Annotated in this window: 13 protein-coding genes, 1 tRNA gene and 2 pseudogenes; 5 read left to right on the top strand and 11 right to left on the bottom strand. The window is 70.9% G+C overall.

All coding sequences use genetic code 11. The annotated features are described in order from the left end of the window. The first annotated feature begins 94 nt into the window (after nucleotides 1-94). Nucleotides 95-168: transfer RNA gene (locus tag NEH16_RS17040), tRNA-Pro, on the top strand. 96 nt (nucleotides 169-264) lie between these two features. Here the strand turns inward: NEH16_RS17040 and NEH16_RS17035 are convergent. Further along, entirely contained in the window at nucleotides 265-2,580 is a 2,316-nt protein-coding gene (locus NEH16_RS17035; RefSeq protein WP_265543363.1) for an FtsX-like permease family protein, read from the bottom strand. Further along, nucleotides 2,577-3,250 (bottom strand): annotated as a pseudogene (locus NEH16_RS17030) (ABC transporter ATP-binding protein). The gene NEH16_RS17035 and the pseudogene NEH16_RS17030 overlap by 4 nt, the downstream one beginning before the upstream one ends. 393 nt (nucleotides 3,251-3,643) lie before the next feature. Here NEH16_RS17030 and NEH16_RS17025 point away from each other — a divergent pair. Next, nucleotides 3,644-4,450 (top strand): SGNH/GDSL hydrolase family protein, encoded by an 807-nt coding sequence (locus NEH16_RS17025; protein WP_265543360.1) that lies wholly within the window; start codon nucleotides 3,644-3,646, stop codon nucleotides 4,448-4,450. 44 nt (nucleotides 4,451-4,494) lie between these two features. On the opposite strand, the gene NEH16_RS17020 is transcribed toward NEH16_RS17025, so the two are convergent. Next, the gene (locus tag NEH16_RS17020) at nucleotides 4,495-5,331 is read right to left on the bottom strand and encodes a class I SAM-dependent methyltransferase (RefSeq protein ID WP_265543357.1); all 837 of its coding nucleotides are present in this window, start codon (nucleotides 5,329-5,331) and stop codon (nucleotides 4,495-4,497) included. A 70-nt stretch (nucleotides 5,332-5,401) separates the two neighbouring features. Here NEH16_RS17020 and NEH16_RS17015 point away from each other — a divergent pair, with 70 nt between their 5' ends. After that, nucleotides 5,402-7,288 carry a S9 family peptidase gene (locus tag NEH16_RS17015; RefSeq protein ID WP_265543355.1) on the top strand — a complete coding sequence of 629 codons (1,887 nt, stop codon included), beginning with the start codon at nucleotides 5,402-5,404 and terminating at the stop codon, nucleotides 7,286-7,288. 72 nt (nucleotides 7,289-7,360) lie between these two features. Next, entirely contained in the window at nucleotides 7,361-8,215 is an 855-nt protein-coding gene (locus NEH16_RS17010) for an SURF1 family protein (RefSeq protein ID WP_265543353.1), read from the top strand. Nucleotides 8,216-8,261: 46 nt separating this feature from the next. Here the strand turns inward: NEH16_RS17010 and NEH16_RS17005 are convergent, their stop codons facing one another. The 7 genes from NEH16_RS17005 to NEH16_RS16975 form a co-directional block, all read right to left on the bottom strand. After that, the gene (locus NEH16_RS17005; protein ID WP_265543352.1) at nucleotides 8,262-9,419 is read right to left on the bottom strand and encodes a hypothetical protein; all 1,158 of its coding nucleotides are present in this window, start codon (nucleotides 9,417-9,419) and stop codon (nucleotides 8,262-8,264) included. 118 nt (nucleotides 9,420-9,537) lie between these two features. Then, nucleotides 9,538-10,113 (bottom strand): SigE family RNA polymerase sigma factor, encoded by a 576-nt coding sequence (locus NEH16_RS17000; RefSeq protein ID WP_018102121.1) that lies wholly within the window; start codon nucleotides 10,111-10,113, stop codon nucleotides 9,538-9,540. Between the two features lie 382 nt (nucleotides 10,114-10,495). Further along, nucleotides 10,496-11,560 (bottom strand): aspartate-semialdehyde dehydrogenase, encoded by a 1,065-nt coding sequence (locus NEH16_RS16995; protein ID WP_073966454.1) that lies wholly within the window; start codon nucleotides 11,558-11,560, stop codon nucleotides 10,496-10,498. Beyond that, nucleotides 11,557-12,828: an aspartate kinase gene (locus NEH16_RS16990; protein WP_018102119.1), complete on the bottom strand. Its 1,272-nt coding sequence runs from the start codon at nucleotides 12,826-12,828 to the stop codon at nucleotides 11,557-11,559. The genes NEH16_RS16995 and NEH16_RS16990 overlap by 4 nt, the downstream gene beginning before the upstream one ends. Nucleotides 12,829-13,041: 213 nt before the next feature. After that, entirely contained in the window at nucleotides 13,042-13,701 is a 660-nt protein-coding gene (locus tag NEH16_RS16985; RefSeq protein WP_073966455.1) for a DUF5063 domain-containing protein, read from the bottom strand. Between the two features lie 92 nt (nucleotides 13,702-13,793). Then, nucleotides 13,794-14,393: a recombination mediator RecR gene (gene recR, locus NEH16_RS16980; RefSeq protein WP_018514171.1), complete on the bottom strand. Its 600-nt coding sequence runs from the start codon at nucleotides 14,391-14,393 to the stop codon at nucleotides 13,794-13,796. A 79-nt stretch (nucleotides 14,394-14,472) separates the two neighbouring features. Beyond that, nucleotides 14,473-14,811, bottom strand: coding sequence for a YbaB/EbfC family nucleoid-associated protein (locus NEH16_RS16975; protein WP_265547225.1), 339 nt, complete (start codon nucleotides 14,809-14,811; stop codon nucleotides 14,473-14,475). 383 nt (nucleotides 14,812-15,194) lie between these two features. Between NEH16_RS16975 and NEH16_RS16970 the strand changes: the two genes are divergently transcribed. Continuing rightward, nucleotides 15,195-15,974 (top strand): SLATT domain-containing protein, encoded by a 780-nt coding sequence (locus NEH16_RS16970; protein ID WP_073966457.1) that lies wholly within the window; start codon nucleotides 15,195-15,197, stop codon nucleotides 15,972-15,974. 48 nt (nucleotides 15,975-16,022) lie between these two features. Here the strand turns inward: NEH16_RS16970 and NEH16_RS16965 are convergent. Next, a pseudogene (locus NEH16_RS16965) lies at nucleotides 16,023-16,671 on the bottom strand (hypothetical protein). Nucleotides 16,672-16,771 lie beyond the last annotated feature (100 nt).

Genomic DNA, 16,771 nt, shown 5'->3' with positions numbered 1-16,771 from the left:
CGGGCCGCCCCCGCCGATCACGACAAAAACCGGATTTCGTCTCCGGGCGCCGGTGGGCTAGAGTTGTCGATGTCGCCGGGAGACCGGCGGCGATCGGGGTGTAGCGCAGCTTGGCAGCGCGCTTCGTTCGGGACGAAGAGGTCGTGGGTTCAAATCCCGCCACCCCGACAGCCGTAAGACCAGGTCAGGGGCCTGATCCGAGAAATCGGATCAGGCCCCTGAGTGGTTTCCGGGGCGATGACGGACGACGCCGCGTGGCCTCCGTCAGTCGCGGCGGATGTGCTGGATCTCGACGTGGCGCCGGGTGAGTGGCAGAGAGGCCAGGGCTGCTGTGAGCAGGATGCCGACGGTGCAGGCCACGAGGAGCGGGAGCCCCTCGGCGTCCCAGTGGACGGTGCCGCCCCCGGTGATCAGGTAGCTGGACTCGGCCAGGCGGCCTGCGACCAGGGCACCCACGAGGCCGACGGCGAGCGGGAGCAGGACCTGGATGCACTGGGCCGCGCGGACGGTCAGAGGGCGAGCCCCCAGAAGGTTCAGCATGGCGAGCCGGCCTCGGCGCTCCATCGCGCGGTCCGCGGCGGACACCGCGAAGGCGGCGACGCCGATGGCGCGGCCGAGGACCATTCCGGCCGCGAGGAGGCTCTTGACCACGGTGATCTGTTGAAGCGCCTCCACATTGACGCCCACCGCCTCCACCTCCGCGGTGGGCGCGAGAGTTCCGAGGCCGTCGAGCACCGCCCGTACGGTGTCCGGGGCCGAGTCCGACAGCAGGAGGAAGCTGCCCGTCGCGGGCTGTCTCCCGGCGGGCAGCGCGGAGGGCGGGATGAGCACGTCGGCGCCGACAAAGGCCGAGGGCTGGTGCGCCTGGATGACGAGGGCGTCGCGCGGCAGCGTTACGCGGAACTTCTCCGTATCGCCGGCTCGTCCACCGGCGCTCAGTAGGAACGGGTAGCTGCGGCCGGGCCTGACGGCCGGATCCTCGGCCACCTCGGGATCGGTGAGGCGTTGGACTCTGCCGTCCACGCAGCCTCGGGGTGGCACCGCGCTGAACGCTGCGAGCTGGGCGCAGTCGGCGACCACGGCGGTGATGCGGGGCTCGGAGGATCCGGCATCCGGAACCCAGGAACTCATCGCGACAGCCTGCCCCTTCACGCCTTCGACCTGCCCCATCCGGATCCGCCGGCTCTCACTCAGGTCGCCAAGGGGAAGCGCGTACTCCTGCGTGGAGGAGGTGGGCCGGCTGATATGGGCCAGCTCGACCAGGAGCCCCTGAGCGAGGGACGCGGCGTAGACGAGAAGGACCAGGCCGGTGACGACGCGCAGTGAGCTACTGGGCTCGACCTCGTTCCGGCGCATGGCGAGGGCCATGGGCAACGACTGGGTGGTGCCGGCGAGTCGGCGGGCGAGCCAGGCCGTGACCGGCGCGAGCGCCAGCACGAGGCCGGCCCCCGTCAGCAGGACACCGACGGGGACGAAGACGGCATTGGCCGGGCCCTCGGAGGGATCGTGGCCCAGGACACCGAGGACGCAGTAGCCGCAGACGACGCCCAGACCCGGCAGAAGAAGCAGGAGCCCGTACTTCTTGGGAGGACGCGGCCGGGCCCCTCTCCGTACCTGGAGCGGGCGGGTCGCGGCCTCACGGGCACGGTGGCGTCCGACGAACCACGCGAGACCGGGACAGCCGATCAGGCAAACGGCCAGGACGGTCGTGGTGGGCCGTCCGTCGGGCGGATACCACTGGAGCCCTGGCAGCCCGACCTCCGCCAGGACCTCGTTGGCCAACGCGTATACGCCGACGCCGAGCCCCGCGCCCAGGAGGGCTGCGGCCACCGTCTCCACGGCGTTGACGCGCAAGGTGTCCTTCACGCTGAGTCCGAGCAGGCGCAGCGCGGCCAGTCTGCGCGCCCGGGCCTCGGCGGAGAGTCTGGCGCAGACGGACAGGAACACGGCCAGGGGCAGCAGCACGAGGCAGACGAGGGCGAAGCGCAGGATGTCGAGGGTCGAGGAGTCCACAGCGGGAGTCGGCGCCCACTTCGAGCCGAACCCGGCCAGCGGGCGTGCGGATGCGGGCAGTTGGCCGGGGGCCCGGCCGATGTACGCGTACAACTCGTCGGGCCCGGTGAGCCCCGCCGGACCGATCGTGCCGGCGACCCGACCGGGAAGGAGTCCGGCGAGGCCGGGCTGGGCGGCCAGGACCTCGCGCAGGCGTGGCGAGACGAGCACCTCACCGGCACCTGGCAGATGGTCGATGCCCGGGGGCGGAGGCAGGTGGGCGCCGGCCGGGCGCCCGACGAAGATCCGGGTGAACGGCTGCGAACCGTAGGGATCCTGGCGTGTCAGGAAGACGGTGTCATCCGCGGACCGGGTATGCAGGGCCCCGGTCACCGGCTGAGGTTCGCGGGCTGCGGCCCGGCTGTCGTGCGCCGACAGGATCGCGGGGATCGTCAGCACGGCGGCGAGGCAGGCGACGCCCATCGCGCAGCCCAGGGACATCAGGAGGAAACGCGCCAGGCCGGCCCGGCCGGCACCGCGCAAGAGTCTGATCCCGATCAGAAGGCTGACCGGGGGACGCGCCTTCACACCACTGCCAGCCGGGTCAGGGCCCCGTCGGCCATCGTGTAGCGGGTGTCGGCCCGGGCGGCCACCGACGCATCGTGCGTCACTATGATCACGGCGGTGTCCTGGGAGCGCGCCAGATCCAAGAACTCCTCCAGCACCGCATCGGCGTTGGCGCTGTCGAGGGCGCCCGTCGGCTCGTCCGCGAAGACCACGGCGGGGCGGTGGACCAGCGCTCTTGCCACCGCGACCCGTTGGCTCTGGCCCCCCGAGATCTGCGAAGTCCTGCGCTCCCTCAGCTCCGCGAGACCCAGCCGGCCGAGCACCTGCCCCGCCACCTCGTGCGCAGCCGCCTTGCGCCGTCCGGCCAGCCGCAGTGGAAGGGCGGCGTTCTCCTCGACGGTCAGCTCCGGGAGCAGTTCCCCGTACTGGAAGACGAACCCGAACCGCTCCCGGCGCACCGCGCTCAGCTCGTCGTCGCCGAGGCTCCGGAATCGCACCCCCCGAAGTACACGTCACCGCGAGTGGGCGCCACGACACCCGCCAAGCAGTGGAGGAGTGAGGACTTCCCCGATCCGCTGCTGCCGGTAATCGCACACACCTCACCGGCGCTCAGCGCGAAGTCCACGTCGTCCACGGCGCGTTGTGAGCCGTAGCGCAACTCCAGGCCCGTGGCGCGAAGGATGGCGTCCATGACGAGCGGTCCCCCGATCTCCGACAGTCCGTGGTCACATCTCATTGAATGTCACCGAGAGTAATCGCCATCGGCAGTTCGAGCTACGGTCGGGGCTCCGCTTCGCCCGATCTGATGAATGCCGAGGAAGCGATGACGCGGCACGTTCCAAGCCGGGCGGGCACCGCCCCGGGCGCGGAGCTCCGAAGAGGCACCCCTGCGAAGCGTCGGAGTAATCGCACTAGAACCTTTATTTCAGGGGGAGTTGTGGGTTTATCTACGCGCGGAGCTACGCCTACCGACCGATCATTCGGGCAATTCAGGCAGGTTCTCGCAGAGCTATTACCGACTGGTACCGGGAGCTGCTACAACAGGGACCGCTCACTCAACCCCCCACCCACCCCCCTGACAGCCATGTCAGTACGGAGATTCTGGGCGTCCGCTTCCACTCTGCTCCTCGCCGCCGCTGCCGCTCTGGGGATCGCCCAGCCGGCTTCGGCGTCCTCCTCGGCCGCCGTCGGCGGGTATGTCGCCCTGGGCGATTCGTACTCGTCCGGTGTCGGCGCGGGAAGTTACCTGCCCGACAGCGGTGACTGCCGGCGCAGCACCAAGGCCTACCCGTACCTCTGGGCGGCGGCGAACTCGCCGTCCTCGTTCACCTTCGTCGCCTGCTCGGGCGCTACCACGAGCACCGTGGCCAGTGGCCAGCTCGGGGCGCTCAGCTCGTCCACCTCGCTGGTGAGCGTCACCGCGGGCGGCAATGACGTCGGGTTCGCCGATGTCATGCAGGACTGCGTGCTGTCCGGCGAGTCCGCCTGCATCTCGGGCGTGAACACGGCCGTGGGAAAGATGAACAACACCCTGCCGTCGTCCCTGAGTTCGCTGTACGCCTCCATCCACTCCAAGGCCCCGCAGGCCCATGTCGTGGTGCTGGGCTACCCGCGCTTCTACAAGATCGGCGGGAGCTGCGTCGTCGGCCTGTCCGACAAGGCGCGTACGGCCATCAACAACGCGTCCGACGTGCTGAACGGCGTCATCGCCAAGCAGGCGGCGAACGCCGGGTTCACCTTCTCCGGAGTCGCCGACGAGTTCACCGGGCACGAGTTGTGCTCCGGAGACCCGTGGCTGCACAGCGTCTCGATCCCCGTCTACAACTCGTACCACCCCAAGCCCGAGGGCCAGTCCGGCGGTTACCTGCCGGCGTTCCGCTCGGCGGCGTAACACCGGAGCGGCGCCCCGGTGGACAATCGGGGCGCCGCTCCTCGTCAGGCCGCCGGGCGGGTGGCCTTGAGGGAGTACATCAGCGGGATGCGCGGACGGTCCGGCGGGAAGCGGAAGAAGTCGTCCCCTCCGCGTTTCAGTACCGGGAAACGCGCGAAGAGCGACACGTCGTGCTCGTGCAGGAATTCGATCCGCAGGCCGGCGGCAGCCAGCGCGGACACCACGCTGCCCACCGGATGCTGCCACTCGACGCTCCGGTTGTGGACGGTCGGCGCATCGAAGTCCGCATACGTACCCGGCGTCTCGTCCACCCATGCCTCACGGCTGAAGTAGTCGTGCACGATCCGCGAACCCGTCTCGTCGTCCAGGCAGTCCGTGAGCGGATGGAACTCCGCGAGGTAGAGGAAGCCACCGGGCGCCACCAGCGAGGCGGCCGTCTCGGCCCAGCGGTCGATGTCGGGCAGCCAGTTCAGCGCGCCGACGCCCGTGTAGACAATGTCGTACGACGAGTCCGGTACGGCCTGGGCCGCGTCGTACACATCAGCGGCGACGAAGGCCGCGCGGTCGGGGCCGAGCCCCAGGTCCTCGGCGAGGGCGCGGGCGGTCTCGACGGCCGGTTCCGAGAAGTCGAGGCCGACGACCTGCGCAGCGCCGTGCCGCGCCCAGGAGAGCGTGTCCAGTCCGATGTGGCACTGCAGGTGCAGCAGCGACCAGCCTGTCACATCACCGACCTCGGCCAGCTCGAAGGGCCGCAGGGCGTCCTTCCCGGCGCGGAAGGCGTCGAGGTCGTAGAAGTCACTGCCGGCGTGGATGGGCACACGTTCATCCCACATCCTGCGGTTGGCCTCGCGCCAGTCGGGCGGTATCGGAGCGGTGGACATGTGCGCGAGGTTATCCACAGGCTGCGGACGAAGCGAACGGATTGTCGGGGGTTCTGCGCAGAATGGGGTCATGACTGAGGCCACTGCTTCGCCGACGACCGCATCCGTCCCGCTGTGGGAGCAGCGCTTCCGCGCTCCCCGGGTGTCGCTGCCCGAGTGGGCCGAGGACGCGCCGGACCGCGCGTTGTTCGTCTCCAACGCGACGGGGACCTATGAGCTGTACACATGGGACCGGGCGACCGGCGAACAGCGTCAGGTGACCGACCGGCCGAACGGGACGACGGACGGCGTGCTGACGCCGGACGGCGAGTCCGTGTGGTGGTTCGACGACACCGACGGGGACGAGTTCGGGGTGTGGATGCGCCGGCCGTTCCACGGCGGGGCGGAGATCGAATCCGCGCCGGCCGCCCCCGGTCTCGCGCCGTCCTACCCGGCCGGGCTCGCGATCGGTCGGGACGGCACGGCGGTGATCGGCCGTTCGACGGACGAGGACGGCACGACGGTCCACGTCGTACGGCCGGACGCGGCCCCCGTGGAGATCTACCGGCACCGCGAGTCGGCCGGAGTGGGCGACCTGTCGCACGACGGGACGCTGATCGCCCTGGAGCACACCGAGCACGGGGACGCGATGCACTCCGCGCTGCGCGTGGTCCGGCCGGACGGGACGACGGTCGCGGAGCTGGACGACACCGAGGGCGGCACGAAGGAGCTGGGCCTCGCGGTCCTCGGCTTCGCGCCGGTCGACGGGGACACCCGGCTGCTGGTCGGACACCAGAGGCGCGGGCGCTGGGAGCCGATGATCTGGGACCCTGTGGCGGGCACGGAGACGGACCTGGCCATCGACCTGTCGGGCGATGTGGGCGCCGAGTGGTATCCGGACGGCTCCGCGCTGCTCATCGAGCACGGCTTCGAGGCCCGCAGCGAGCTCTGGCGGTACGAGCCCGTCGCGGCCGACGGCAAGCCGGTCCGGGTGGAGACGCCGACCGGCACGGTCTCGGGCGCCACGGCCCGCCCGGACGGGACCGTCGAATACCTGTGGTCGTCGGCGGCCGAGCCGCCCGTCGTCCGCTCCACGACCGGCGCGGTGGTGCTCGACCCGCCCGGCGCCAAGGCCCCGGCCTCGGTGCCCGTCGAGGACGTCTGGGTGGACGGGACCGGCGGCCGGATCCACGCGCTCGTGCAGCGTCCGGCGGCCCCCGCCGAGGGGCCGTTCCCGACGGTCTTCGAGATCCACGGCGGTCCCACCTGGCACGACAGCGACGCCTTCGCGGCCGGCCCCGCGGCCTGGGTCGACCACGGCTACGCGGTCGTCCGGGTCAACTACCGCGGCTCGACCGGCTACGGGCGGGCGTGGACGGACGCGCTCAAGCACCGGGTCGGGCTGATCGAGCTGGAGGACATCGCGGCGGTGCGGGAGTGGGCGGTGAAGTCCGGCCTCGCGGACCCGGCGAAGCTCGTCCTGGCCGGCGGCTCCTGGGGCGGCTATCTCACACTGCTCGGCCTCGGTACGCAGCCAGGCGACTGGGCCCTCGGGCTGGCCGCGGTGCCCGTGGCGGACTATGTCACGGCGTACCACGACGAGATGGAGGCCCTGAAGGCGATGGACCGCACGCTGCTGGGCGGGACGCCGGAAGAGGTGCCCGAACGGTTCGAGGCGTCGTCGCCGCTGACGTACGTGGACGCCGTGCGCGCCCCGGTCTACATCTCCGCCGGGGTCAACGACCCGCGCTGCCCGATCCGCCAGGTGGAGAACTACGTGGACCGGCTGAAGGACCGGGACGCCGTGCACGAGGTCTACCGGTACGACGCGGGGCATGGCTCACTCGTCGTGGAGGAGCGGATCAAGCAGGTCCGGCTGGAGCTCGACTTCGCCCGCCGACACCTGTCCGGGGTGTCGCCGGCGGGGCCCGGGGACCCCACCGGCCCGGACGAGACGGCACCGGGAGGCGACGCGTAGGGGCCGAATAAAAGGAGGCTTTCCGGGTGCCCCCGCTCCGGCCGGCCGGAGCGGGGACCGTACCGTGGAGGGGTGTACCGGTTCCTGCTGACCCCGCGATGGTGGGGGATCAACCTCTTCGTCGTGCTGGCGATCCCGTTCTGCGTGTTCATGGGCACCTGGCAGCTCGGCCGCTTCGAGGACCGCGTGCACACGCACGAGGCCACCGAGAAGCAGCCGGCGCCCGGCACCCGGGCCGCCGAACCGCTCAATGAGCTGCTGCCCGTCGACACCGAGACCTCCGGCCGGCCGGCCACCGCGACCGGGCGGTACGCCGACCGCTTCCTGGTGCCCGGCCGTGAGCTGGACGACCGGAAGGGCTTCTACGTCCTGGACATGCTGCGGACCGACAGCGGCAAGGCCCTGCCGGTGGTACGCGGCTGGCTGCCCGGGAAGCCCGGACAGACCCGGGTACCGCCCGCACCGTCCGGCCGGGTCACGGTGACCGGCGACCTCCAGGCATCGGAGAACGCGGGCACCGCGGGGGTCGGCGCGACGGGCGGGCTGCCGGACGGCCAGGTCGGCATGATCAGCGCGGCATCGCTCGTCAACCTGGTGCCGTACGACGTGTACGACGCCTGGGTGACGCTCCCGGCGAACGGTACGAGCAAGGCGGGCGGCACCGAGGCGACCGCGCTGCGGCCGGTGCCGGCCGCCGCGCCGGAGGGCGGCGGGCTCGACCTCAAGGCGTTCCAGAACCTCGGCTACACCGGTGAGTGGTTCGTCTTCGCCGGGTTCGTGGTCTTCATGTGGTTCCGGCTGCTCCGACGCGAGGCCGAGGCCGCCCGGGACGTACGGCTCGGGCTGGTCCCGGAGGCGGAGGCCGCCTCCCCGACGGCCCCCGAGCAGGAGGCCGTCCCCGACGCCGAGGTCCGCTCCGGGGCATGAGCGGGCGGCCCGACGGCCCGGCCCGCCGGGTGCCCCGTAGCAGCTCCTACGACGACGGTTCCAGGACGCCCGTCCGGTAGATCGTTCCCGCGCAGGCGTTGTCGATCTTCGCAGCGGCAACCGGAGCCCCCGGCTCCGGGGTGTGCTGCACCGAGATACTGCCCTGGGCGGGGGTGCCGCCGTCGGAGCCGAACTGTGTCTCCGTACCCGTCTCGGTCTCTCCGGTGTCGCCGCCCGCCGCGGCCCCGGCCGAACCGCCGCTGCCGGCTCCCGCCGCGCCGTCCGTCGGCGTCGGGGAGGGAGAGCCACCGGTGGACGGGCAGGTGTCCTTCGGAACCCAGGCGAACTGCACCTCGTAGACCGCGTCCGGCTTCAGCAGGACGACGGCCTCCTCGGTGGCGGGGTCGGGCAGACCGGACGCGGGGTCGCCCACGGTGTGCCGGACGACCTCGATCCGGCTCGGATCGGCCGCGCCCATCGCCTCGAAGCCCACGGTGCCGCCGCTGCTCACCGCGCAGTTCTCGCCGGAGACGTTGGCGATGCGGAAGGCCCCGTACACCGTGCCGTCGGCACCCGCCGCGCCCGTACTGGCCGACTTCACGCCTAGCTGCGCCGGATCGCACGGACGCATGACGTCCACCGCGCTTCTGGCGGGATCGGCGGACGGACCGGCCGGGTCGCCGTCCTGGCCCTGGGTGCTGCTGTCGGACGGAGGCGTGGTGCTCGCAGGGAGCCCCTGGCCGCCGTTCGGGTGGCCGCCACCGTTCTCGCCGCCACCGCCGTTGCCGGTGTCCGCGCCGGAGTCGTCACCGTTGCCGCCCTGTGCCTGCTCGCCGTGGCCGGCGATGGCGGGGCTGGCCGTGCTGGAGCCGTCCGAGTTGGCGACGTGCACGAACGCCGGGATCGCGGTGCCGATGAGCAGTGCCGCAGCGGCGGCGCCGACCAGGGCTTGGCGCCGACGGGCCCGCCGGGCGGGCACCGCGCGCTGGAGCCGGTCGAGGCTGCCCTCGCTCGGCTCCAGGCCCTGCACGACACCGTGCATCATGCGGCGCAGTGCGTCCTCGGCACCGTCGTCGCCTTCGTCGCGGAAGGGCAGGCCCCCGCCGGACGGGCCTCCTCCGCCGAACAGGCCGGCCGGGGCCACGAGGCCCTGGGTCTCGCCGTCGCGGTCCGCGTGCGGAGCGTTCTCCGGCCCGTGGTTCACAGTTCCGTTCCCAGTCCGGTCCAGCGGGAACCCGCGCGAGGGACCGCGCCGGTATCCGTTACGACCCCCGGCCGCGGGTCCTGTTCATGGTCGTGATCGTGGTGGTCACCGCGCCGGCTCATACCTGCGCCTCCATCACCACGCGCAGGGCCGCGATGCCGCGTGACCCGTACGCCTTCACCGAGCCCAGGGATATCCCCAGCGTCTCGGCGACCTGAGCCTCGGTCATGTCCGCGAAGTAGCGCAGGACCAGCACCTCGCGCTGGCGCCTCTGCAGACCGCGCATCGCCTTGATCAGCGCGTCCCGCTCCAGCTGGTCGTACGCCCCCTCCTCCGCGCTCGCCATGTCCGGCATCGGCTTGGAGAGGAGCTTCAGCCCGAGGATGCGGCGGCGCAGCGCCGAACGGGAGAGGTTGACGACGGTCTGGCGCAGATACGCGAGAGTCTTCTCGGGCTCGCGGACCCGGTTGCGCGCGGAGTGCACGCGGATGAACGCCTCCTGCACGACGTCCTCGCAGGACGCCGTGTCGTCCAGCAGCAGGGCCGCGAGGCCGAGCAGTGAACGGTAGTGGGCGCGGTAGGTTTCGGTGAGATGGTCGACGGTGGTTCCGGCTGCCACGCTCTCTTCAGCACCCTCGCGCTGGGCCGGCAGCCCCGTCTGACGCGCGGCGGGCATGGGCGCGATCACCGGCATGCCACCGGCTGCGCGGGCCCGTCGGAGCGGTCGCACCGAAGCGCCGCGCAAGGGGCCCACCACTGTGATATCGAGAACCTCTGCCACGCCAGTTGGACACGCTTCCCCCCGTCAGGGTTGTACGCATACGGCACCGCGTTTGAGGCCCTGCGATATGCCTTCATACGTACCCGCTCTTCCCAGATGCCTCGCACATGCGCCCCGCCGCGCAAGAAGTGACCGCTTAGACGCCTGGCGCCCGACCCGCGGTTGCAACGAACCGAAAGGTCATCGTCTGTCACGGCGACTGCCCAGCTCAAGAGGTTCAGACCAGCGAGTTGCTCACAGACCGTTCACAGAAAGTGCAAAACAGGTTCGATCCGGACCTCGTGATCGCGGTCGGTCACGATCTGGGGAACTCGGCGGCCACGGATTCGGCGATCTGGGCCACGTTGAGCGCGGCCCCCTTGCGGAGGTTGTCGCCGCAGACGAAGAGTTCCAGCGCCTGCGGATCGTCCAGCGAGCGCCGGACCCGGCCGACCCAGGTCGGGTCGGTGCCGACCACGTCGGACGGGGTGGGGAAGTCGCCGGCGCCCGGGCTGTCGTACAGCACGACCCCGGGAGCGGTCGCCAGGATCTCGTGGGCCCGGTCGACCGCGACCTCGTTCTCGAAGCGGGCGTGCACGGACATCGAGTGTGTGGCGACGACGGGTACGTACACGCAGGTCGCCGACACCCGCAGGCTCGGCAGGCCGAGGATCTTGCGGCACTCCTCGCGAATGACCAGTTCCTCGGACGACCAGCCGTCGCCGGCGTCCGTCCCGGCCCACGGGACGACGTTGAGCGCGACCGGGGCGGCGAACGGGCCGCCGTGCGTGTCGCCCACGACGCGGCGCACGTCGCCCGGTTTCGTACCGAGTTCGGTACCGGCCACCATCGTCAGCTGTTCGCGCAGGGCGGCGACCCCGTCGCGGCCGGCGCCGCTGACGGCCTGGTACGAGGAGACGACGAGCTCGCGCAGACCGAACTCGGCGTGCAGGGCGCCGACCGCGACGATCAGCGCCAGCGTGGTGCAGTTCGGGTTCGCCACGATGCCGCGCGGTCTCATCCGGGCGGCATGGGGGTTGATCTCGGGCACGACGAGCGGAACGTCGTCGTCGGTCCGGAAGGCGGCGGAGTCGTCGATGACGACGGCGCCCTTGGACGCGGCGAGAGGGGCCCAGCGTGCGGAGACATCGGCGGGCACCAGGAAAAGTGCCACGTCGATGCCGTCGAAGACGTCCTCGGTGAGTTCGAGGACCTCGCTCTCCTCACCGCGTACGACCAGCTTGCGACCGGCCGAGCGCGGTGAGGCGACGAGTCTGACCTCGCCCCAGACGTCCGCGTGCTGCGAGAGGATCTGGAGCATGACGCCACCGATCGCCCCGGTCGCACCGACGACCGCGAGCGAAGGGCGGCGTGCGGTCATCGGCCGGTGCCCCCGTACACGACGGCCTCGTCGGAGTCGCTGTCGAGTCCGAAGGCGGTGTGCACGGCGCGCACGGCCTCGTTGACGTCGTCGGCACGGGTGACCACCGAGATGCGGATCTCGGAGGTCGAGATCAGCTCGATGTTGACGCCGGCGTCGGACAGCGCCTCGAAGAAGCCCGCGGTGACCCCGGGATTCGTCTTCATACCCGCGCCGACCAGGGAGATCTTGGCGATCTGGTCGTCGTAGCGCAGCGAGTCGAAGCCGATCACGCCGCGGTTGCGCTCCAGGGCGTCGATGGCCTTGCGGCCCTCGGCCTTCGGGAGCGTGAACGAGATGTCCGTCAGACCGGTCGACGCGGCGGAGACGTTCTGCACCACCATGTCGATGTTGACCTCGGCGTTCGCGATCGTCCGGAAGATCGCGGCGGCCTCGCCCGGCTTGTCGGGCACGCCGACGACGGTGATCTTGGCCTCGGAGACGTCATGGGCGACTCCGGAGATGATCGCGTGCTCCACCTTCTGGTCCCCTTGCGGCTCGTTGCTGACCCAGGTGCCGCGCAGTCCGGAGAAGGACGAGCGGACGTGGATCGGGATGTTGTATCGGCGTGCGTACTCGACGCAGCGGTGCAGCAGCACCTTGGAGCCGGACGCGGCGAGCTCCAGCATGTCCTCGAAGGAGATCCAGTCGATCTTACGGGCCTTCTTGACGACCCGCGGGTCGGCGGTGAAAACGCCGTCCACGTCGGTGTAGATCTCGCAGACCTCGGCGTCCAGCGCGGCCGCGAGCGCGACGGCGGTGGTGTCGGACCCGCCGCGGCCGAGGGTGGTGATGTCCTTCTTGTCCTGGGACACACCCTGGAACCCCGCGACGATCGCGATGTTCCCCTCGTCCAGCGCCGTACGGATACGGCCCGGCGTCACATCGATGATGCGCGCTTTGTTGTGGACCGAGTCGGTGATGACGCCCGCCTGGCTGCCGGTGAACGACTGGGCCTCGTGGCCCAGGTTTTTGATCGCCATGGCCAGCAGCGCCATGGAGATCCGCTCTCCCGCGGTCAGCAGCATGTCGAACTCACGCCCGGCCGGTATCGGGGATACCTGCTCGGCGAGATCGATCAACTCGTCCGTCGTGTCGCCCATCGCGGACACCACGACAACCACCTGGTTGCCGTTCTTCTTGGCATCGACGATTCGCTTGGCGACGCGCTTGATGCCCTCGGCATCGGCTACGGAGGAGCCTCCGTACTTCTGCACGACAAGGCCCACGTGCGCTCCTCGCTCAGTCCATTACTGCGGTCGGCTCAGTTTAACGAGCAGCCCGGAAACGCCCCGCTGATACCACATGGTGAGATGTCCCGCTCACCAAGTGATCATCGGCGCGTCGCATCCGAGCCGCTCGTACCGCGCTGCTGCCCACCGAACACGTACGCATTCCCTTTTGTGGCCCAGCCCACACGCGGACCGGGGCACCCGCGATCCCTACTTCGCCGGGCGCAGGCCCAGGGGGCCCGCGATCTCCTCGAACATGACGCGGCCCGCCTCCTCGGCGAGGTCGTCGTCGCCGGCGTCCTGGTCGGTGTCCAGGCCGTCCAGCTCCTGGAGGGGCTGATTGAGGCGGATGTGGGCGATCAGGGACTGGAGGGCGCGCAGGGTGGCGGAAGCGGTGGAGCCCCAGTTGGAGAAGTAGGAGAACTGCCACCACCACAGGGCCTCGGTGGTGCGGTCCTCCTCGTAGTGGGCCAGGCCGTGGCGCAGATCGGTGACGAGGTCGGCCAGGTCGTCGGAGATGCGGGCCGCGACCGGGGCCTTGCGGGGCTCGTACGGGTCGAAGACCTCGGAGTAGACGTCGATCGGCTCCAGGAGGGCGGCGAAGCGCTCGCGCAGGCCGTCCGCGTCCGGTTCGGCGCCGAGGTCGGGCTCGTAGCGCTCGTCGGGGACGATGTCCTCGTACGCGCCGAGCCGGCCGCCGGCCAGCAGGAGCTGGGAGACCTGGAGAAGCAGGACCGGAACGGCCTCTTCCGGCTCCTCGACCCTGGACACCTCGGTGACCGCGACGATGAACGTCTTGATCTGGTCGGCGATCTGGACCGCGAAATCGCCGGGGTCCTGCGTGACGGTGTTCAACGTGGCGTCAGACATCGAGGAGACCTCCCGTGTGACCGGTCGGAGACGGTGGGTAGAAGATAACCGCGCTGCACGTAAAGCCGTCGTGAGATGCGGAAACGCGACCGTCAGACATCGAGCAGCCGCCTCCCCTCGAAGGCCCGGCCGAGCGTGACCTCGTCCGCGTACTCCAGGTCGCCGCCCACCGGCAGGCCGCTGGCGAGCCGGGTGACCCGCAGCCCCATCGGCTTGACCATCCGCGCCAGATACGTCGCGGTGGCCTCGCCCTCCAGGTTGGGGTCGGTCGCCAGGATCAGTTCGGTGATGGAGCCGTCGGCGAGGCGGGCAAGAAGCTCACGGATGCGCAGGTCGTCCGGGCCGACGCCCTCGATGGGGCTGATGGCCCCGCCCAGCACGTGGTAGCGCCCCCGGAACTCACGGGTCCGCTCGATCGCGACGACGTCCTTGGGCTCCTCGACCACGCAGATGACCGACCGGTCGCGCCGCTGGTCGCGGCAGATCCCGCACTCCTCCTGCTGCGCCACATTGCCGCAGACGGCGCAGAAGCGGACCTTGTCCTTGACCTCGAGGAGGGCGTGGGCCAGGCGCCGCACGTCCGTGGGCTCCGCCTGCAGCACATGGAAGGCGATCCGCTGCGCGCTCTTGGGACCGACGCCGGGCAGCCTGCCCAGTTCGTCGATGAGGTCCTGAACCACGCCTTCGTACAACGGAACGCCTTCCTGACTGAGTCGGCTGAGTCGTGGTACGTACCGTAGGGGGTACGTACGGTCTTGGGTATGCGGCCGGTCAGAACGGCAGGCCGGGCATGCCGCCGCCCAGGCCCTCGGTGAGCGGACCCAGCTTCTGCTGCTGGAGCTGCTGGGCGTTCTCATTGGCCGCCTGGACCGCCGCGACGACGAGGTCCGCGAGGGTCTCGGTGTCCTCCGGGTCCACCGCCTTCGGGTCGATCACCAGGGAGCGCAGCTCGCCCGAGCCGTTGACCGTCGCCTTGACCAGGCCGCCGCCCGCCTGACCGTCGACCTCGGTCCTGGCAAGCTCTTCCTGGGCCTGGGCGAGCTCCTGCTGCATCTTCTGGGCCTGCTGCAGCAGCTGCTGCATATTGGGCTGACCACCACCGGGAATCACGGTCACTCCAGGCATTTCGACGACAATTGTTTCGGTACGCCGAGCCTACGTTGTCGCCGGGCGGCGCGCCCCACCCGCCGAGGAGCAACTCTTTCGAGTGAGATCCGGGGAGCGGTGCCGGGACTCCTATACCTGACCAGAGGCCGTGCACACCCGGGAATACCGCGATTTCGACCCCACGGCCCACCATTCGGCGGTAGGAAGGGCATGCGTCCCGGCACGCACGCGCCTACCCCTCGTCACGCATGGTTACGCATGGGGGACTGCCCGTCGCGTCCAGGGACCGGGAGCAGAGCAGAGATCCGCCCCGTCGTCGAGTACGCGGTCGAGAGCACGCGTCGCTATGCAGCATGCAGAGGAGTACCCCGGTGAGTCAGCCGGAGATGCAGCCCGAAGTGCCGCCCCGCAAGTCCGGCACGTCCGGCCCGGCGGGTGCGGCCGCTCCCTCCGGTACGGACTCCGAGGACCGTGCGGGGCGGGCCCGTGACCTGACCGGGGAGCCGTTCCCGCTGGGGGACTGGGGAGAGCCGTCCCAGCGGCTGGACGAGCTCTACCGGTGGCTGGAGGCGGACGCGCTGCGCACCGCCGACTGGTATCTGAACGACCGGCTGTGGAAGCGGCGCGGCGCCAGGGCGCTGCGGATGGGCACCGCCGCCGGAGCGGTCGCGGGCGCCGCCCTGCCGCTGCTCGACCTGACGGGCGCGCTGCACGGCGCGGCCGGCTGGGGCTATCTGTCGCTGCTGCTCGGTGCCGCTTGCATGGCGTGCGACCGCTACTTCGGCCTGACCTCGGGCTGGATAAGGAACCTCGCGACCGCGCAGGCCGTGCAGCGCCGGCTTCAGGTGCTCCGGTTCGACTGGGCGTCGGAGTGCGTACGGGAGGTGCTCGGCCCCACCGAGGGCACGGCGAGCGAGGCGACCGAGCGGTGCCTGGGCGTGCTGCGGCGCTTCTCCGAGGACATCACGGAGCTCGTACGGTCGGAGACCGCCGACTGGATGGTGGAGTTCCGGGCCGGGCCCGCACCGCTGGGGATGCAGGCCCTGGTCTCCGGCGGCTCCGGTAACGGGCGCCCGGAACCGGGCTCGGCGCCCGGACGCTTCCCGCTCCAGTCGATGGGCCGGCCGAACATGCCCCGGCAGCGCCCGCCGGAGTCCCCGCGCTGACCGTTCGCCGGACGGTGCGGGGCTCCGGTGCGGGACACCGGGACCGCGTCAGCTGAAGACGATCATCGATCCTTGAGCGAGGCTGCGGGTGGCCGCGGCGTGCAGGCCGAGCCAGACGTGGCGCTCCCGGGCGAAGGGGTTGTCGTCGTACGGGACGGAGGTCGCCGGTTCCTCCAGTTCGGTGGGGGCGGCGGGCGGCAGGGGGCGGCCGGCGGGTTCGCCGGGTCGATTCCGATGGACGGGGCGACGAACTCCAGCTCGCGCAGCAGCCCGTGCGCCGAACCGAGCGGGCCGCCCGCTGCCAGCAGGTCGTCGGTGGAGACGGGCGCCTCGAAGTCGAGGGGGACGTACGCCCCCGCGTGGTCGAAGTGCCACACCAGGTGCGACTGCCGGGCCGTGGACTCGAACATCTCCAGCAACTGCTCGTAGTCCCCGCCCAGCTCACCGACCGGCGTGACGGCGAGGCCGCTGAGCTGGAGCAGATAGGCGCGGCGGAGGAAGTGCAGGGCGTCGTAGTCGAAGCCCGCGACCGGGGCGACGTCTCCGGTCAGTCCCGGCATGTAGGCGTAGACGGGGACGGGCGGCAGTCCGGCCTTGCCCAGGGCTTTGTCGTAGAGGGCGATCTCTTCGGCGAAGGGGTTGTCGGGGCTGTGGCACAGCACATCGACGAGGGGACAAGCCACAGGTCACAGGCCACGAAGTCTCGCTCTCCAACGGGGGCGTGCGGTGGTCGGGACAGCGTAATGCGACCGGGAGCGCGCGCACAGTGGTCGCTCACGACCTGCCCGGGGCGCGGA

Source organism: Streptomyces drozdowiczii, assembly GCF_026167665.1.
In the GTDB taxonomy this organism is placed as follows: Bacteria; Actinomycetota; Actinomycetes; order Streptomycetales; family Streptomycetaceae; genus Streptomyces; species Streptomyces drozdowiczii_A.
This window is presented reverse-complemented; position numbering and strand designations above follow the sequence as displayed.

What these genes read in the sequence shown, in the direction of transcription:
- NEH16_RS17015 (WP_265543355.1), top strand. Translation starts at nt 5,402, where the DNA reads ATGACTGAGGCCACTGCTTCGCCGACGACCGCATCCGTCCCGCTGTGG.
- NEH16_RS17020 (WP_265543357.1), bottom strand. Translation starts at nt 5,331, where the DNA reads ATGTCCACCGCTCCGATACCGCCCGACTGGCGCGAGGCCAACCGCAGG.
- NEH16_RS16995 (WP_073966454.1), bottom strand. Translation starts at nt 11,560, where the DNA reads ATGACCGCACGCCGCCCTTCGCTCGCGGTCGTCGGTGCGACCGGGGCG.
- NEH16_RS17000 (WP_018102121.1), bottom strand. Translation starts at nt 10,113, where the DNA reads ATGCCGGTGATCGCGCCCATGCCCGCCGCGCGTCAGACGGGGCTGCCG.
- NEH16_RS16985 (WP_073966455.1), bottom strand. Translation starts at nt 13,701, where the DNA reads ATGTCTGACGCCACGTTGAACACCGTCACGCAGGACCCCGGCGATTTC.
- NEH16_RS16970 (WP_073966457.1), top strand. Translation starts at nt 15,195, where the DNA reads ATGCAGCCCGAAGTGCCGCCCCGCAAGTCCGGCACGTCCGGCCCGGCG.
- NEH16_RS17025 (WP_265543360.1), top strand. Translation starts at nt 3,644, where the DNA reads ATGTCAGTACGGAGATTCTGGGCGTCCGCTTCCACTCTGCTCCTCGCC.